The following is a 15,011-nucleotide window of genomic DNA, read 5'->3' on the forward strand; positions in this document are numbered from 1 at the left end:
ACTCACGGGTGCGTCAGTGCACGACCGGCAGCGACACCCGGCTCGGGTACCGCGCGCCGGTGTGCACGACCTGATGGGCGACCACGAATTCGTCTGATTCGTAGGCGGATTCACCGGTGTTGAGGTTGCGGTCCCAGCGGGGGTGGTTGCTGGACGTCACCTGGACGCGGATGCGCTCACCCGGCTGGAACGTGACGGCCGTCGACCACAGGTCGATCGCGTACTCGTACACCTCCCCCGGCTCGAGCAGGCTCGGCTCGGCGGACGTGTACGCCCCCGGGGTCCGGTAGGAGTCGCGGTACCGGGCGCGCACCATGCCGTCGGTGAGCGTGATCGACGTGCCGTCCGCCGTGACCCGGCACAGCCTGACGACGAAGTCGGTGTCGACGGCACTGGACGACGCGAACAGTGTCGCGGACACCCGGCCGATCACGGTCAGCGGTTCGGTGAGGGCCTCGCCGGTGAACACGAGGACGTCGTCGCGGGATTCGACCCGGCTCTGTTCCAGGGCGCCGGGTGCGCACGTTCCCGGCATCATCGTCGCCCCACCGACCGTCGGCACCGGATCCGCCGGGTCGTAGTCGTAGTCGACGCGTCCTTCCGTCCGCTCCGCTTCCGCGGCAAGGCTTCCGCCGGGGGCGAGGAACAGGTCCGCGGTGCGGGTGGGCTCCGGGAAGCGGTCGTATGTCCGCCACCGGTTTTCCCCCATCACGAAGATCCGCACCCGCGGCAGGTCGGGTTCCTCGTCGCCGAGAACCGCCGCGTACCACTGCGCGTGCACCGACGACAGGTCCTGACCCGAGTCGAGCACCGCCTGGTTGGCGGGACTGCCGAACACCACCGACCCGCCGAGCCCGGAGAAGTTGGTGTGACTCCACGGACCCACGATCAGGTACGGCGTGGGGGCCGCACCGGAATCGCTGTGGGCGAGTTGGCCGAAATACTGGTCGAGGGTGCTGTTGACGAAGATGTCGTACCACCCGCCGATGTGCAGCGTGGGAAGGTCGACGGACCGGTCGCTGGCGCTGTCCCACAGATCACGGCTGGGGTGGTCGATCGAGAATCCGAGCGATTCGACGATCGGCGACGCGAAGAACGCGGGGGCGTCGGCCGCCAGGTCGCGCAGGGGCAGGGCGTCGAAGAACGCGTCCTCGGACATCGCCCGATCGATCCGCGCCCACGCCTCCCATTCCCGTTCTGCACGTGTCGGATCCGTCCGGGACAGTTTCGCGATCTCGGCCGGTCCGGCCGACAGGTGCCCCCACCCGATCCGGGCGCCGAATTCGACCGCGCCCCCGCGCACGAGCCCGCCGGACCGCGCGTTGCCGCCTGCCGAGATTCCCGGGGCGATGCCGCGCAGGGCGGGCGGTTTCTCCTGGGCTGCGCGCCACTGTGTTTCGGCGAAGTAGGACCGTCCCCACATGCCGACGGCTCCGGTCGAGTACGGCAGTTCGGCGGCCCACTGCACGGTGTCGTAGCCGTCCGGACCTTCGTTCTCGGACGGCACGAAGTCGCCGTCGGACCCGAACCGGCCGCGGACGTCCTGCATGATCACCACGAATCCGCCTGCCGCGACCGTCGTGGGGTTGAGGTAACCGGAGTTGACGGACAGGTCGCGGCCGTACGGGGTGCGGGTGAGCAGCACCGGGAAGCGGCCGCGTGCATTCGGGCGGTAGACGGTCGAGCGGAGGACGACGCCGTCCCGCATTCTCGCCTCGACGTCGTTCTCGATCAGTACATCGTGTTTCACGGTTTCGGTCGCTTTCGACGGGAGATGGGTCATTTGCCGAGGTCGGTGGTGCTGGTCCGGTAGGTTTCGCGGACCGTGAGGGTGGTGAGGGCGCTGAACAGGCAGCAGCCCGCGGTGAACGCGGCCACCGGTATCCAGCCGTTCGGTCCGGGCCGGACGAGAGCCGCGGCGATGGTGGGGGCGAATCCGGTGGCCACCAGGGCCAGCTGCCCGGAGATCGCCATGCCCGAGTACCGGATGCGCGTCTCGAACATCTCGGCGTACAGCGCGGGCCCGATGGCGTTGACGAGCGAGTAGCCGACCACCATCACGATGCACGCGGTGATCAGGATCAGGGCCGTCGAACGCTGGCTGATCGCCCAGAAGAACCCCGAGACGGAGACTGCGCAGACGAGGTTGCCGGTGATGAAGACCGGTTTGCGGCCGATCCGGTCGGCGAGAATCCCGGCGGCGGGTTGCGCGACGAGGGCGAGCGCGGCGGTGAGGACCGTGGCGCCCACCATGACGGTCCGGGACACACCGGCCTCGTGGGTGCCCCACGATAGGGCGAAGGCGCTGAAGATGGTAGACACGACCGCGAACAGTCCGCAGCCCACGACCCGCAGCACGCTCGGCCAGTGGTCGCGGAAGATCACCTTCGCCGGCATCTCCTTCGGCCCGTCGGCGACCACGGCCTCCTCGAACACCTCGCTCTCGGGCAACATCCGGCGGATCACGAGGCCGGCGAGTGCGACGAACATGCTGAGCAGGAACGGGATACGCCATCCCCAGTCGAGGAATGCGTCCTCCGGCAGCCCGGAGAACACCAGGACCACCAGCGACGCCAGCAGCATGCCGGCGGCCGCACCCGTGTTCACCCAGCTCGCCGCGAGCGCACGACGGCCTGCGGGTGCATGTTCGAGGGCCAGGGACGCCGCTCCCGCCGATTCGCCGGCCGCCGACGCGCCCTGGACGGCCCGGAGCAGGACCAGCAGGATCGGCGCCGCGACGCCGATCGCCCCGTAGGTGGGCAGGCAGCCGATGAGGGACGTGGCCACGCCCATCATCACGAGCGTCACCACCAGCATCCGCTTGCGTCCGAGCGTGTCCCCGAAGTGCCCGAAGACGAGGGCCGCGAGCGGCCGGACGACGTACCCGATCCCGATCGTCGCCATCGACACGATGGTGCCCCAGAACGAACCGAGATCCGGGAAGAACAGGGTGTTGAACGCGAGCGCGGAGAAGGAGGCATAGATGAAGAAGTCGTAGTACTCGAGTGTGCTGCCCACGAAGGAGGCCAGGGCGGCCCGGCGCGCGTGGGGCGACCGGGCGCTCGTGTCGGCGCGTAGGGCGCGGCCGTCGAATGTGGAAGTCATGTGGTTCCTACCTGAAGGTGAAGGGCTTCCGGGAGTTCGGAGAGGCCTCGAGGTGGGTGCGACACCGGGGACCGGGAGTTGTCCAGGTCACATCCGTTGCCGCCGAGGGAGACTCTGCCAAAGAAACCGATCACCGTCCAAGAGCAGTATCGGCAGTGATTGATAACCGATCTTTATTACTCGTCGGGGACGGTGCCCGGCGTCGGCAGCACCTCGGCGGCGAGGTCGAGAACCGTCTGCACGACGGGCGACACGGGACGGTCCGACCAGGCCAGCGCCGCCCGGACTTCGAATCGTCCGGCGTCGAGGGGGATCAGCACCACCCGATTGGGATACGTCTGCACGTCGCCGGGCACGAGCGCCACGCCGACCCCTGCCGCGACGAGGGCGGTCAGGACGATGCCGTCGGTGGTCTCCTGCACGATGTTCGGTGTGAACCCGGCATCCCGGCACGCGGCGAGCAGATCGCGGCGGAGCGTGGATCCGGTGGCGGCGGGGTTCGCGACGAACGTTTCCTCGCGCAGTTCCGCGAGGTCGATCGACTTCCGTTCGGCGAGTGGGTGATCGCTCGGGAGCAGCGCGCTGAGGTATTCCACCGAGATCTGCCGCGTGAGCACGTGGGGGTGCGAGACCGCGTCGGAGACGATCCCGAGGTCCAGTTGCCCCTCCCAGATCTCGTCGAGGATCTGGCCACTCACCGTCGCCCCCTCGAGGACGAGGTCGATCAGGGGGTACCGGCGGCGCACCGACCTTGCCAGAGAGGACAATTCGGTCTGCCCGTACGCTCCACTGAAGCCGACCCGGACGCGCCCCTCGACCTCCGGATCCGCGATCACCGCGGCGTCGACGGCGCGGTCGATCCCGGCGAGGGCGTCCTTGCACGGCTGCAGGAAGCGCTCCCCCGCCGCGGTGAGCCGGACCGATCGCGTGGTGCGGTCGAACAGTTTCACACCGAGGCGCTTCTCGAGGTGCTGCACCTGCTGGCTCACCGCCGGTTGCGCGATGTGCAGCACCTCCGCGGCCCGGCCGTAGTTGAGTTCCTCGGCGACCGCCACGAACGACTTCATCCAGCGGATTTCCACGGCCGGTCAGTCCACCACGAACACCGTGACCCGGACCTCGCCGGGCAGGCGTTCACCGGTGCCGACGAGGATCCGCGAGCGCAGCCACGACCACCGGCCCTCGGCGGCGGTGAGCCGCGGCGTGCAGCGGAAGTAGATGCGCTGGGGCGGCACGGGCTCGCCCGCGACCAGCCGGGCGATGTCTTCCGGGGTGCCTGAGCGAAGCCCGAAGTTGGTGACGTAGATCCGGTCGCCGTCGTCGGTCTCGATCGCGTACTTCGCCTCGAGTTCGGTGAGCGTGGACGAGCTGAGCACCTGGAAGTCCGCCCCGACCGGCAGCACGGTGCCGCGGAGTTCGGGGCCCTCGACGCGTCCCCCGACGATGGGGATGATGCGGCGAGTGCCTTCGGGTGTGGATCCGATCTCCACCGGATCGGCGACCTGCACGACGAACGTGGCGAGGAACGACAGGCCGGGCGGGGCCGGGGCGAGCAGGTCGGTCATCGTGCCCTACTCGGGACGTGCGGGAAAGGCGATGCTCTGCAACGTGTCCCGCATCTGATTCACGACCGATTCGGGGATGCCCTCGAAATAGCGTCCGTGGGCGGCGTCGACGCGGGCCTTGGCGTCGTCGCGGAGCCGCCTGCCCTCGTCGGTCGCGGCGATCAGCTTGTTGCGGCGATCGGAGGGGTCGAGGGTGCGCACGACGAGTCCGCGTTCCTCGAGTTCGTCGACGAGTCCCACGATCTGGCTGGGGTCGAGGCCCATGGTGGCGGCCACTCCGCGCTGGTTGACGCCCTCGGCCTGTTCACAGGCGAGGACCAGGACCGAGTAGGACCGCACCCGCAGTCCGGTGGGAACGAGGGCCTTGTTCACCGAGCCCAGCACCATTCCGCCGACGCGGGAGAGCAGGAACCCGATGTCGTCTGATAACGCCTGCGCCTCTGTCATGCGACGACCCCCTTCCGATGAGTGTCGCTAGAGTAGCAGATCTTAATGATTGACTTTCTCAATCATCAATGATTATGTGTGATTCAGCGAACACGACCTTAGGAGAATCACGACATGGACCTCACCGACAAAGTCGCCGTCGTCACCGGCAGCGGACAGGGCCTCGGGCTCGCCTACGCCAAGGACCTCGCCCGCCACGGCGCCGCGGTCGTGATCAACGACGTCAACCAGGCCACCGCCGACGCCGCCGTCGCCGAGATCACCGCCGCCGGCGGCCGCGCCGTCGCCGTCGTCGCCCCCGTCGGCAGCACCGAGACCGCCCGGAAACTGGTCGCCGGAGCAGTCGAGGCGTTCGGCCGCCTCGACGTCATGGTCACCAACGCCGGCATCCTCCGCGACAAGGTGCTGTGGAAGATGACCGACGACGACTTCGACGCCGTGATCAACGTGCACCTGCGCGGCACATTCACCTGCGTCCGCGAAGCGGTCCTGCGCTTCCGGGAACAGGGCGACGGTGGCCGCATCATCTGCATCGGCTCCCCCGCCGGCCAGCGCGGCAACTTCGGGCAGACCAACTACTCCGGCGCCAAGTCCGGCATCGTCGGCATGGTCCGCACCTGGGCGCTCGAACTGCAACGCGCCGGCATCACCGCCAACGCCGTCTGCCCCGTCGCCGCCACCGCGATGACCGAAACGATTCCCTTCCTCGCCCCCTACATCGAGGGCATGAAGAACGGCGAACCGCTGCCCGGCATCATCCGCCGCGAGGTCGGCATGGGCACCCCCGACGACGCCGCGGGCATCATCTCGTTCCTCGCCTCGGACGCCGCAGCCGACATCACCGGGCAGGCGTTCGCCGTCGGCGGCGACCGCCTCGCCCTGTGGTCGCATCCCGAACTGACCGCCGTCGAGTACCAGGACGGCGGCTGGTCGGCCGACGACATCGCGGCCCGGTGGACCCGGACGTTCGGCGATTCCGTCCAATCCGTCGGCGAGGAATTTCCTGAGGAGCTGATGGCCAAGTGAGCCGCTACGAGTACGGCATCGACTTCGACACGATCGACGCCATCGACATCCACACCCACATCGAGATCGACGGCTGCGGACACCGTTCCCTCGACGACGAACTGATGGCCGCATCCGAAAAGTACTTCAAATCCGGCGAGGAGCGCACCCCGTCCATCGACGCGGTCGCCGACCACTACCGGGCCCGCAACATGGCCGCAGTCGTTTTCACCGTCGACGCCGCCTCCGCCAGCGGACACGCCGCGAACTCCGTCGAAGAGATCGCCGAAGGCGCCGCCCGCCACAACGACGTCCTCATCCCGTTCGGCTCCGTCGACCCCTGGCAGGGCAAGGCCGCCGTCCGCCGCGTCCACCGCCTCGTCGACGACTACGGCGTCAAGGGCTTCAAATTCCACCCCAGCATGCAGGGATTCGAGCCCAACGACCGCCGGTTCTACCCGCTCTACGACGCCATCACCGAGGCCGGGGTCCCCGCCCTCTTCCACACCGGCCAGACCGGCATCGGCGCCGGCCTGCCCGGTGGCCACGGCATCAAGCTGCGCTACTCCGACCCGATGCTCCTCGACGACGTCGCCGCCGACTTCCCCGACCTCACCGTGATCATGGCCCACCCCGCCGTCCCGTGGGTCGACGCACAGATCTCCATCGCCACCCACAAGGCCAACGTCTACATCGACCTGTCCGGATGGTCGCCGAAATACTTCCCGCCGCAGCTGGTCAAGGCCGCCAACAGCATGCTCCGCGGCAAGGTGCTCTTCGGATCCGACTTCCCCGTCATCCAGGTCGACCGCTGGATCACCGACTTCGAGAACCTCGACATCAAACCGGAGGTCGCCCCGCTGATCTTCAAACAGAACGCGCTGCGCGTCCTCGGCATCAAGCACTGACCCTGCCCCACCGAACCAGGAGAGCACTCATGACCACCGCCACCACCACCCGGGTCGCCACCCTCGCCGACCTCGCCGCGCTCGAGGGCACGTCGCTCGGCACCAGCTCGTGGATCGACATCCCGCAGCAGCGGATCGACACGTTCGCCGACGCCACCGACGACCACCAGTGGATCCACGTCGACCCCGAACGCGCCCGGGCCGAGAGCCCGTTCGGCGGACCCATCGCCCACGGGTACCTCACGTTGTCGCTGATCATCCCCATGTGGGACGAGATCCTGACCGTCGACAGCGTGACCATGGCCGTCAACTACGGGCTGAACAAGGTCCGGTTCACCAACCCCGTGCCCGCCGAGGGGCGTGTCCGGCTCAGCGCGACGCTGCAGTCCGTCGAGGAACTGCCCAAGGGCGGCGTCCAGGTGACGATCGCGGGGCAGATCGAACTCGAGGGCAGCGAGCGACCCGCGGTAGTCGTCGAGGCCGTGTACCGCTTCTTCGAGTAACCCACCCGTGAGTACTTATTAACGTCGGGCGGTTAACAAGTACTCACGGGCGGCGGAGCCGCACGACCTACTCGGGCGCCTGGTCGTCGGGCTCGACCTGCTCCTCCTGCTTGCGCTCGGACGCGTTGCCGGCGATTCCCTTCGCCTCGCGTTCGGCCGCCAGCCGGTCTTCCATGTCGTCGACGAGGTCTGCGATCCGCTGGTGTTCGGGGAGCTGATCGTGTCGATCCGGATTCGCCTTCATCACGCTCCTTCCGCCGGGTGCGACGTGCCGCAATCCTGCGACTCCTGGACGCACAATTCGAACTGTACGCCGCGGGCCCGGCGGGAGCGGGCATTCGTCACGGTACGAACTGGACGGCCGTCTTTCACACATTTCGGATCGTCGCCGAAACCCGTTGCCGAGCAGCGCCTTACGGGCCATAGATGCTCCAATGCCGCACTGCGCAACCTCATTTCGGGATCGACGCGGGCACCTCCACCGCGACGAGTAGGCGATGAATTCGATGCACAATCGACACCGTCTTGCGAGAACCCGCAGCCGGCACCTCGTACTCTGGACCGGTACCACCCGAAGGAGGACCGATATGCCAGCAGTCACCACACCGCACGTCTACGTTCATCGCGCCGGCGATCGGCTGAAAACCAAGATTTCCTGGTTGGATTCGAAGCACTCGTTCTCCTTCGGCCAGCACTACGACCCCGACAACACGCACCACGGACTGCTCCTCGTCAACAACGACGACACGGTGCTCCCCGGTCAGGGATTCGACACCCATCCGCACAAGGACATGGAGATCGTCACCTGGGTGCTGCGCGGCTCGCTCGTCCACCAGGACTCGATCGGCCACTCCGGCATCATCTATCCCGGCCTGGCGCAACGCATGAGCGCAGGCAAGGGGACCATGCATTCCGAGAAGAACGACAGCTGGCGCCTCGCCGGTGAGCAGCACCACGAGCCGGTGCATTTCGTCCAGATGTGGGTGGTACCCGACGAACCCGGACTCGCCCCGAGTTACGAACAACTCGAGATCGAGGACGAGATCCTCAAGGGCGGGCTGGTGCCCGTTGCGTCCGGAATGCCGGAATACAAGGACAATTCGGCGATCCGGATCAACAACAAGCACGCGGCGCTGCATGTCGCGCGAATCTTCCCCGGCGCACCGGTGACCCTTCCCGAAGCGCCGTTCCTCCACGTGTTCGTCGCCCGGGGCACCGCGGAGATGGAGGGTGTCGGCACCCTGTACGAGGGCGACGCCGTCCGGTTGAGCGCCTCCGGTGGCCAGCAGATCTCCTCCCACTCCGGCGCCGAGGTGCTCGTCTGGGAGATGCACGCCCGCCTCGGCGGCTGAGTTCCCAGCAAGTTCACAGCCGGACGGAACGCCGCGCGCAGGTTCGTGCGCCACGATCGGGGGCACAGCCCGATCATGGAGAGGTATCCACAGTGAACAAGGACGTCGAGAAGAGCCGACTGCGCATCAGCCGCCGCCGCGCATTTGCGGTCGGGGGAACGGTGAGTCTGGGTGGGCTCATCGCCGCCTGCACCGGGAACGGGAGCAGCGGCACGGCGGCGTCGGCCACGTCGACCGCGGCAGCGTCGAGCGCGACGCCGACGAGCGCCGACGCGGTGACGGCCCTGCTCGACCAGGCGCCGCAGTGCGTGATGGCCGTCGAGGAGACGCAGGGGCCGTACTGGTTCGACGTCGACTCCATCCGCAGCGACATCCGCGAAGACCGGCCGGGGACGAACCTGCAGCTCGCACTGCGGGTGCAGGACCTGACGAACTGTTCCGCGGACGGTTCCGCCGCGGTGGTGAGTAATGCCGTCGTGGAGATCTGGCACTGCGACGCGGGCGGCGTGTACTCCGGCTTCGAGTCGGGTTCGAAGGCCGCGGACCTCAGCGGCAACGGCGCGCCCGGTGGCGGCGGCCAGCCGCCGGAAGGCGGACCCGGCGGTCCCGGCGGCCAGCCCCCGGCCGGTGGTCCCGGCGGACCCGGCGGCGACATGTCCGGCGGTTCGGGTGAGACGTCCGACGGGTCCTACAGTGTCGGCGACAGCGAGGCCACCACCACGGACGACGGCACCTACCTGCGCGGCGCCCAGACGACGGACGCGAACGGCATCGCCCAGTTCACCACCGTCTTCCCCGGCTGGTACATCAGCCGGACCACCCACATCCACCTCAAGGTGCACATCGACAAGAAGACGGTGCTCACCACCCAGCTGTTCTTCGACGAGGCCCTGCTCGACGAGGTGTATGCGACGGCGCCGTACTCCGATCACACCGGGCGCGAGAGCAACGTGACCAACGCCACCGACAGCATCTACGACGACGCGGGCCTGCTGACCGTCGCCAAGCAGTCGGACGGCTACCTCGCGGCGATCAACCTCGGCGTCGACGTCTGACCGATCCCCGGTCCTTTGTTTCGCCCTGAGCGCAGTGGTGGACCTGTCGGCGCGGAACGGTGTAAGGATGGAACGCATGACCACGGCTCAGCGCTCCGGCATCGACCTCACCCACCTCGACAGCGACACCCGCGCCCAGGACGACCTGTTCGTTCACGTGAACGGCAAGTGGATCGACGAATACGAGATTCCCGCGGACCGGGCGATCGACGGCGCGTTCCGCACGCTCTACGACAAGGCCGAGGTCGACGTCCAGAACATCATCGAGGAGGCGGCGGGCTCCGGCGCGACCCCGGGTACCGACGCGCAGCGCATCGGCGATCTGTACGGCAGCTTCATGGACGCAGACGTCGTGGAGGCGGCGGGGCTCGCTCCGATCGCCGGGGAGCTCGCCGACGTGGCCTCGGCCGCCGACCGCTCCGTCCTCGCCGCCGTCATCGGGCGCCTGCAGCGCACGGGGGTCGGCGGCGCGGTCGGTCACTACGTCGACACGGACGCCAAGAACTCCGCGCGTTACCTCGTGCACTTCAGTCAGGCCGGCATCGGCCTGCCCGACGAGTCGTATTACCGCCAGGACGACCATGCGGAGATCCGCACCGCGTACGTGGCGCACATCGCGAAGATGTTCGCCCTCGCCGGTGTCGACTACGACGCGCAGCGCGTGTTCGACCTGGAAACGAAGATCGCGGCAGGCCATTGGGACGTCGTGAAGCGCCGCGATGCCGAGCTCAGCTACAACCTGCTCACCCTCGACCAGCTGCCCGCCGGGTTGGACTGGTCTTCGTGGATCGGCGCGCTCGGGGGCACGTCGGAGCAGTTCGCCGAGATCGTGGTCCGCCAGCCCGACTACCTCACCACCCTGACCGGGCTGTGGACGTCCCAGGATCTCGACGACTGGAAGGCGTGGGCGACGTGGAACGTCATCCGCTCCCGCGCCCCGTATCTCACGGAGGCGCTGGTCGAGGAGAATTTCGCGTTCTACGGCAAGACCCTGACCGGTGCCGAGGAGATTCGTGACCGCTGGAAGCGCGGCGTGTCCCTGGTCCAGGATCTGCTGGGCGAGGCCGTCGGCAAGCTGTACGTCGAGCGGCACTTCCCGGCGGACGCGAAGGCCCGCATGCAGGAACTCGTCGCGAATCTACAGGAGGCGTACCGGCGCAACATCTCCGACCTGGACTGGATGAGCCCGGAGACCCGGCAGGCCGCGCTGCGCAAGCTGGAGAAGTTCACGCCGAAGATCGGGTACCCCGACAAGTGGCGGGACTACTCGGCCGTCACCATCTCCCGCGACGATCTGGTCGGCAACTACCGCAGCGGCTACGCGGCGGAGTACGACCGCGATCTCGCGAAGCTCGGTGGCCCGGTCGACCGCGACGAATGGTTCATGACACCGCAGACGGTCAACGCCTACTACAACCCGGGCATGAACGAAATCGTCTTTCCCGCAGCCATTCTGCAGCCGCCGTTCTTCGACGCCGCGGCCGACGACGCCGCCAACTACGGTGGTATCGGTGCCGTCATCGGTCACGAGATCGGCCACGGCTTCGACGATCAGGGCGCCAAGTACGACGGCGACGGCAACATGATCGACTGGTGGACCGACGACGACCGGACCGAGTTCGGCAAGCGCACGAAGGCGCTGATCGAGCAGTACAACGCGTTCGAGCCGAAGGCGCTGCCCGGGCACACGGTGAACGGCGAGTTCACCATCGGCGAGAACATCGGCGACCTCGGTGGCCTGTCCATCGCCATCGCCGCGTACCGGATCGCGACGGACGGGTCCGATCCGGAGGTCCTCGACGGCCTGACCGGGATCCAGCGGGTGTTCTTCGGCTGGGCGCAGGTGTGGCGCACCAAGGCCCGGGACGCGGAGGCACTCCGCCGGCTCGCCGTCGACCCGCACTCGCCGCCGGAGTTCCGCTGCAACGGCGTGATCCGCAACCTGGACACTTTCCACGACGCGTTCGACGTCCAGCCCGGCGACGCCCTGTATCTGGATCCGGAGAAGCGCGTCAAGATCTGGTAGCCGGCTACCGCAGACGGTCGCCCGTCGCCGCGGAGAAGAAGTACACCTCGCCGGGCTTCGGCCGCAGGTGCACCCTCTCCCCCGCGGCGACGGTGCGGGTGCGATCCACCCGCACCACCACCTTCCCGGACGTGCCGGACGCGTACACGAACGACTCGGCACCGAGTTCCTCGAGCAGGTCGGTCTCGACGGTGTACGAGTCCTTACGCCACGACCCGACCAGCGTCCACGACTCCGGGCGCACTCCGACGATGACGGAGCCGTCCCCGATCGCAGAGTGCGGCACGGGAATACGCAGGTCTCCGAGTTCGGCGACGCCGTCGCGAATCGGGGTGTCCATGAGATTCATGCCCGGGGAGCCGATGAACCCGGCGACGAACGTGTTGACCGGGTTGTCGTACAGATCGCGTGGCCGGGCGACCTGCTGGAGACGACCGTCCCGCATGACGGCCACCCGGTCTCCCATCGTCATGGCCTCCACCTGATCGTGGGTGACGTACACGGTGGTCGTGCCGAGCCTCCGCTGCAGCCCCGCGATCTGCGAGCGGGTGCTCACCCGCAGTGTGGCGTCGAGGTTGCTCAGCGGTTCGTCCATGCAGAACACCTTGGGGTGCCGCACGACGGCGCGGCCCATCGCGACCCGTTGGCGTTGCCCGCCGGACAGTTTCGCCGGTTTGCGACCGAGCAGCGGTTCGAGTTCGAGCATCCGCGCCGCTTCCAGCACCCGCGCGGTGCGTTCGGACTTCCCGACGCCGGCGTTGCGGAGCGCGAACCCCATGTTGTCGGCGACGGTCATGTTCGGGTACAGCGCGCAACTCTGGAACACCATGGCCACGTCCCGCGCCCGGGGCGGCAGCGCGGTGACGTCGGCGCCGCCGATCTCGATCCGGCCCGCCTCGACGGCTTCGAGGCCGGCCAGCATCCGCAGGCTCGTCGACTTACCGCACCCGGACGGACCCACGAGCACGAGGAACTCGCCGTCCTCGATGTCGAGGTCCAGCCGATCGACCGCAGGCCGGTCGGCTCCGGAATAGCGGTGGGTGACACCCGCGAACTGCACGTTGGCCATGAATGTTCTTTCTCCTCCTACTGGGGCAGTTTGGGGGGTGATCTGGCGGTCGACGATGTGCTGGAGTTGTTCCCCGACACCGGCGAGCCGCTCGCGCACGGCTCCCGCGGTCACCGGCCGTCCCCGTGATCCATGATCCGCACCTGGTAGACGGTGATTCCGAGCAGGGCCAGGAACATGATGGTGGTGCCGGCGCCGAGCGGGCCGCCCCTGGTCATCACATTGACGATGTCGAACACCTGAAGCGAGCCCAGCATCACCGTGATCGACAGGAAGTACGTGGTCGGACGTAACTGCGGGAGAACGACCCGGCGGAACGTCGTCCACCCGCTCGCCCCGTCGATCTCCGCGGCCTCCGCCAGTTCGCGTCGCGTACCCTGCAGCGCCGCAAGGTAGATCACGAACGTGTAGCCGAGGTTCTTCCACATATAGGTGACCGTGACCATGAACAGCGCCCAGTGCGGATCCTGGTAGAAGTCGGGGACGGAGTCGACCCCGACGCGGTGCAGGAGGTCCTGGATCAGCCCGAACCGGGGGTCGAACACGAACTGGAACGTCACCCCGATCGCGGCGCCGGAGATGACGAACGGCGCGAAGATCGAGGATCGAACAAGGTTGCGTCCGTGCAGCTTACGGTCCAGCAGCACGGCGAGCGCGAGACCGGCGACCATCGATCCGACGACGGTCGCGGCGGTGAACACGACGGTGTTGCCGACAAACGTGGCGGCGGGGTCGGCGATGTTCCAGTCGAAGAACGACAGCCGAATGTTGTCGACCACCGGGCGGTAGGTGAACAGAACGAGCAGAACCAGATTGGGGCCCACCAGCGCCGCGAACAGCGCGTAGTCCCGCCACGGACGCCCGAGGAATCCCTGCTGTCCCGGCGACGGCAGGGTTCGTTCCGGACTCGATCTCACTTCGGCAGTCTGACGACCGTTTACGAATAGCCGGTAAATTGCCGTGGCCCGCACATTGAACTGTGCGGGCCACGGGAAGTGCGTGTTCGGATCAGATTCAGCGGTTCCAGTCGCCGAGACCGTCGGAGCCGTTCAGCGTGCCGCCCGCGGTGTTCTGGACGACGACGGCGTCACCCTTCTTCGAGTTCTCGTAGAACCACTTGGCGTCCTCGGTGCTGACGTTGAGGCAGCCGTGGCTGACGTTCGTGTTGCCCTGGGCGTTCACCGACCACGGTGCGGCGTGGACGAAGATGCCGCTGTACGACATACGGGTGGCGTACTCGACGTACGTGCGGTAGCCCTCGGCGGAGTCGACTGGGACCCCGTACGTGGAGGAATCCATGTACATGTCACGGAACTTGTCGCCGATGATGTACGTGCCGTTCGGCGTCTCGTGATCGACCTTGCCCATCGACGTCGGCATGGTCTTGACCACCTCGCCGTTGCGGGTGACGGTGATCTGCTTGGTGTTGTCGTCGGCGGTCGCGACGAATGCGTCACCGATGGTGAACGTGGAGTGCGCGTCGCCGGCGTCCACGGTGACCTCGGTGTTCGCGGGCCAGAACTCGGTGGGCTTCCAGCGCACCTGGCTGTCGTTGATCCAGTAGAAGCCGCCCTCGACCGGCTGGCTGGTGGTGACCTTGATGGCCTTCTCGGCGGCGGCGCGGTCGCCGATGGCCTCGTTGAAGCGGATGATCACCGGTTGCGCGACACCCACGACCTCGCCCGCACCCGGGTTGAGGGACGGGGCCGAGAAGTTCGCGGGCGCCGGTGCCGGTTCGGGCAGCGGGAGCTGCGGCGTGCCGGGCAGACCGGGCAGGGTGGGAAGACTCGGAATCTCCGGTCCACCGGGAAACAGCGGTGCGGCCTGTGCGGCCCCGACCAGCGCAGTTCCGGAGACGACGGCCCCGGTCAGTGCGACAGCGACGCGTGACGACCAGATTCCTGACTTGCCCATATGACCACTCTCGTTCGACGACGTGTACAACGCGCGTCCCCGACGGACCTACCAATCGCGCA

At 67.7% G+C, this 15,011-nt stretch carries 15 protein-coding genes; 6 read left to right on the forward strand and 9 right to left on the reverse strand.

Annotated elements, in window-relative coordinates; genetic code table 11:
* Window positions 1-13: 13 nt before the first annotated feature.
* The 5 genes from JWS13_RS16385 to couR all read right to left on the reverse strand — a co-directional run bounded on the left by JWS13_RS16385 (window position 14) and on the right by couR (window position 5,117).
* The gene (locus tag JWS13_RS16385) at window positions 14-1,783 is read right to left on the reverse strand and encodes a CocE/NonD family hydrolase (RefSeq protein ID WP_206006589.1); all 1,770 of its coding nucleotides are present in this window, start codon (window positions 1,781-1,783) and stop codon (window positions 14-16) included.
* On the reverse strand, window positions 1,780-3,105 hold the full coding sequence (locus tag JWS13_RS16390; RefSeq protein ID WP_206006590.1) for an MFS transporter: 1,326 nt from the start codon (window positions 3,103-3,105) through the stop codon (window positions 1,780-1,782). Before JWS13_RS16390 ends, JWS13_RS16385 begins: the two co-directional genes overlap by 4 nt.
* Window positions 3,106-3,281: 176 nt before the next feature.
* Entirely contained in the window at window positions 3,282-4,187 is a 906-nt protein-coding gene (locus tag JWS13_RS16395; protein ID WP_206006591.1) for a LysR family transcriptional regulator, read from the reverse strand.
* Window positions 4,188-4,193: 6 nt separating this feature from the next.
* A complete protein-coding gene (locus JWS13_RS16400; RefSeq protein ID WP_206006592.1) occupies window positions 4,194-4,670 on the reverse strand; it encodes a DUF3237 domain-containing protein in 477 nt (158 codons plus the stop codon).
* A 6-nt stretch (window positions 4,671-4,676) separates the two neighbouring features.
* Window positions 4,677-5,117 carry a MarR family transcriptional repressor CouR gene (gene couR / locus JWS13_RS16405; protein WP_124395249.1) on the reverse strand — a complete coding sequence of 147 codons (441 nt, stop codon included), beginning with the start codon at window positions 5,115-5,117 and terminating at the stop codon, window positions 4,677-4,679.
* Window positions 5,118-5,231: 114 nt separating this feature from the next.
* Between couR and couN the strand changes: the two genes are divergently transcribed.
* From couN to couM, 3 genes are read left to right on the forward strand one after another with little or no spacing between them, the layout of a single operon-like run.
* A complete protein-coding gene (couN, locus tag JWS13_RS16410; protein ID WP_206006593.1) occupies window positions 5,232-6,143 on the forward strand; it encodes a 4-hydroxyphenyl-beta-hydroxyacyl-CoA dehydrogenase in 912 nt (303 codons plus the stop codon).
* Entirely contained in the window at window positions 6,140-7,030 is an 891-nt protein-coding gene (gene couO / locus JWS13_RS16415) for a 4-hydroxyphenyl-beta-ketoacyl-CoA hydrolase (RefSeq protein ID WP_206006594.1), read from the forward strand. Before couN ends, couO begins: the two co-directional genes overlap by 4 nt.
* Before the next feature lie 29 nt (window positions 7,031-7,059).
* Window positions 7,060-7,533, forward strand: coding sequence for a MaoC family dehydratase (couM, locus tag JWS13_RS16420; protein ID WP_206006595.1), 474 nt, complete (start codon window positions 7,060-7,062; stop codon window positions 7,531-7,533).
* Between the two features lie 67 nt (window positions 7,534-7,600).
* Here couM and JWS13_RS16425 read toward each other — a convergent pair whose 3' ends face one another.
* Window positions 7,601-7,777: a hypothetical protein gene (locus tag JWS13_RS16425; protein WP_206006596.1), complete on the reverse strand. Its 177-nt coding sequence runs from the start codon at window positions 7,775-7,777 to the stop codon at window positions 7,601-7,603.
* A 343-nt stretch (window positions 7,778-8,120) separates the two neighbouring features.
* On the opposite strand from JWS13_RS16425, the gene JWS13_RS16430 reads away from it, so the two are divergent.
* The 3 genes from JWS13_RS16430 (at window position 8,121) to JWS13_RS16440 (ending at window position 11,966) form a co-directional block, all read left to right on the forward strand.
* Window positions 8,121-8,885 carry a pirin family protein gene (locus tag JWS13_RS16430; RefSeq protein ID WP_206006597.1) on the forward strand — a complete coding sequence of 255 codons (765 nt, stop codon included), beginning with the start codon at window positions 8,121-8,123 and terminating at the stop codon, window positions 8,883-8,885.
* Between the two features lie 92 nt (window positions 8,886-8,977).
* Window positions 8,978-9,940 (forward strand): intradiol ring-cleavage dioxygenase, encoded by a 963-nt coding sequence (locus JWS13_RS16435; protein WP_206006598.1) that lies wholly within the window; start codon window positions 8,978-8,980, stop codon window positions 9,938-9,940.
* 76 nt (window positions 9,941-10,016) lie between these two features.
* Window positions 10,017-11,966, forward strand: coding sequence for a M13 family metallopeptidase (locus JWS13_RS16440; protein WP_206006599.1), 1,950 nt, complete (start codon window positions 10,017-10,019; stop codon window positions 11,964-11,966).
* A 4-nt stretch (window positions 11,967-11,970) separates the two neighbouring features.
* Here JWS13_RS16440 and JWS13_RS16445 read toward each other — a convergent pair whose 3' ends face one another.
* The 3 genes from JWS13_RS16445 to JWS13_RS16455 form a co-directional block, all read right to left on the reverse strand.
* A complete protein-coding gene (locus JWS13_RS16445; protein WP_206006600.1) occupies window positions 11,971-13,035 on the reverse strand; it encodes an ABC transporter ATP-binding protein in 1,065 nt (354 codons plus the stop codon).
* Window positions 13,036-13,145: 110 nt separating this feature from the next.
* Window positions 13,146-13,991: a carbohydrate ABC transporter permease gene (locus JWS13_RS16450; protein WP_420855048.1), complete on the reverse strand. Its 846-nt coding sequence runs from the start codon at window positions 13,989-13,991 to the stop codon at window positions 13,146-13,148.
* Between the two features lie 58 nt (window positions 13,992-14,049).
* Entirely contained in the window at window positions 14,050-14,949 is a 900-nt protein-coding gene (locus tag JWS13_RS16455) for a L,D-transpeptidase (protein WP_206006601.1), read from the reverse strand.
* Window positions 14,950-15,011: the final 62 nt, after the last annotated feature.

Source organism: Rhodococcus pseudokoreensis (assembly GCF_017068395.1).
Taxonomy (GTDB): domain Bacteria; phylum Actinomycetota; class Actinomycetes; order Mycobacteriales; family Mycobacteriaceae; genus Rhodococcus_F; species Rhodococcus_F pseudokoreensis.

Excerpts from the sequence above, each read along its gene's own strand:
- JWS13_RS16385 (WP_206006589.1), bottom strand. The coding sequence starts at position 1,783 with ATGACCCATCTCCCGTCGAAAGCGACCGAAACCGTGAAACACGATGTA.
- JWS13_RS16390 (WP_206006590.1), bottom strand. The coding sequence starts at position 3,105 with ATGACTTCCACATTCGACGGCCGCGCCCTACGCGCCGACACGAGCGCC.
- JWS13_RS16400 (WP_206006592.1), bottom strand. The coding sequence starts at position 4,670 with ATGACCGACCTGCTCGCCCCGGCCCCGCCCGGCCTGTCGTTCCTCGCC.
- couR (WP_124395249.1), bottom strand. The coding sequence starts at position 5,117 with ATGACAGAGGCGCAGGCGTTATCAGACGACATCGGGTTCCTGCTCTCC.
- couN (WP_206006593.1), top strand. The coding sequence starts at position 5,232 with ATGGACCTCACCGACAAAGTCGCCGTCGTCACCGGCAGCGGACAGGGC.
- couM (WP_206006595.1), top strand. The coding sequence starts at position 7,060 with ATGACCACCGCCACCACCACCCGGGTCGCCACCCTCGCCGACCTCGCC.
- JWS13_RS16425 (WP_206006596.1), bottom strand. The coding sequence starts at position 7,777 with ATGAAGGCGAATCCGGATCGACACGATCAGCTCCCCGAACACCAGCGG.
- JWS13_RS16430 (WP_206006597.1), top strand. The coding sequence starts at position 8,121 with ATGCCAGCAGTCACCACACCGCACGTCTACGTTCATCGCGCCGGCGAT.
- JWS13_RS16440 (WP_206006599.1), top strand. The coding sequence starts at position 10,017 with ATGACCACGGCTCAGCGCTCCGGCATCGACCTCACCCACCTCGACAGC.
- JWS13_RS16445 (WP_206006600.1), bottom strand. The coding sequence starts at position 13,035 with ATGGCCAACGTGCAGTTCGCGGGTGTCACCCACCGCTATTCCGGAGCC.
- JWS13_RS16455 (WP_206006601.1), bottom strand. The coding sequence starts at position 14,949 with ATGGGCAAGTCAGGAATCTGGTCGTCACGCGTCGCTGTCGCACTGACC.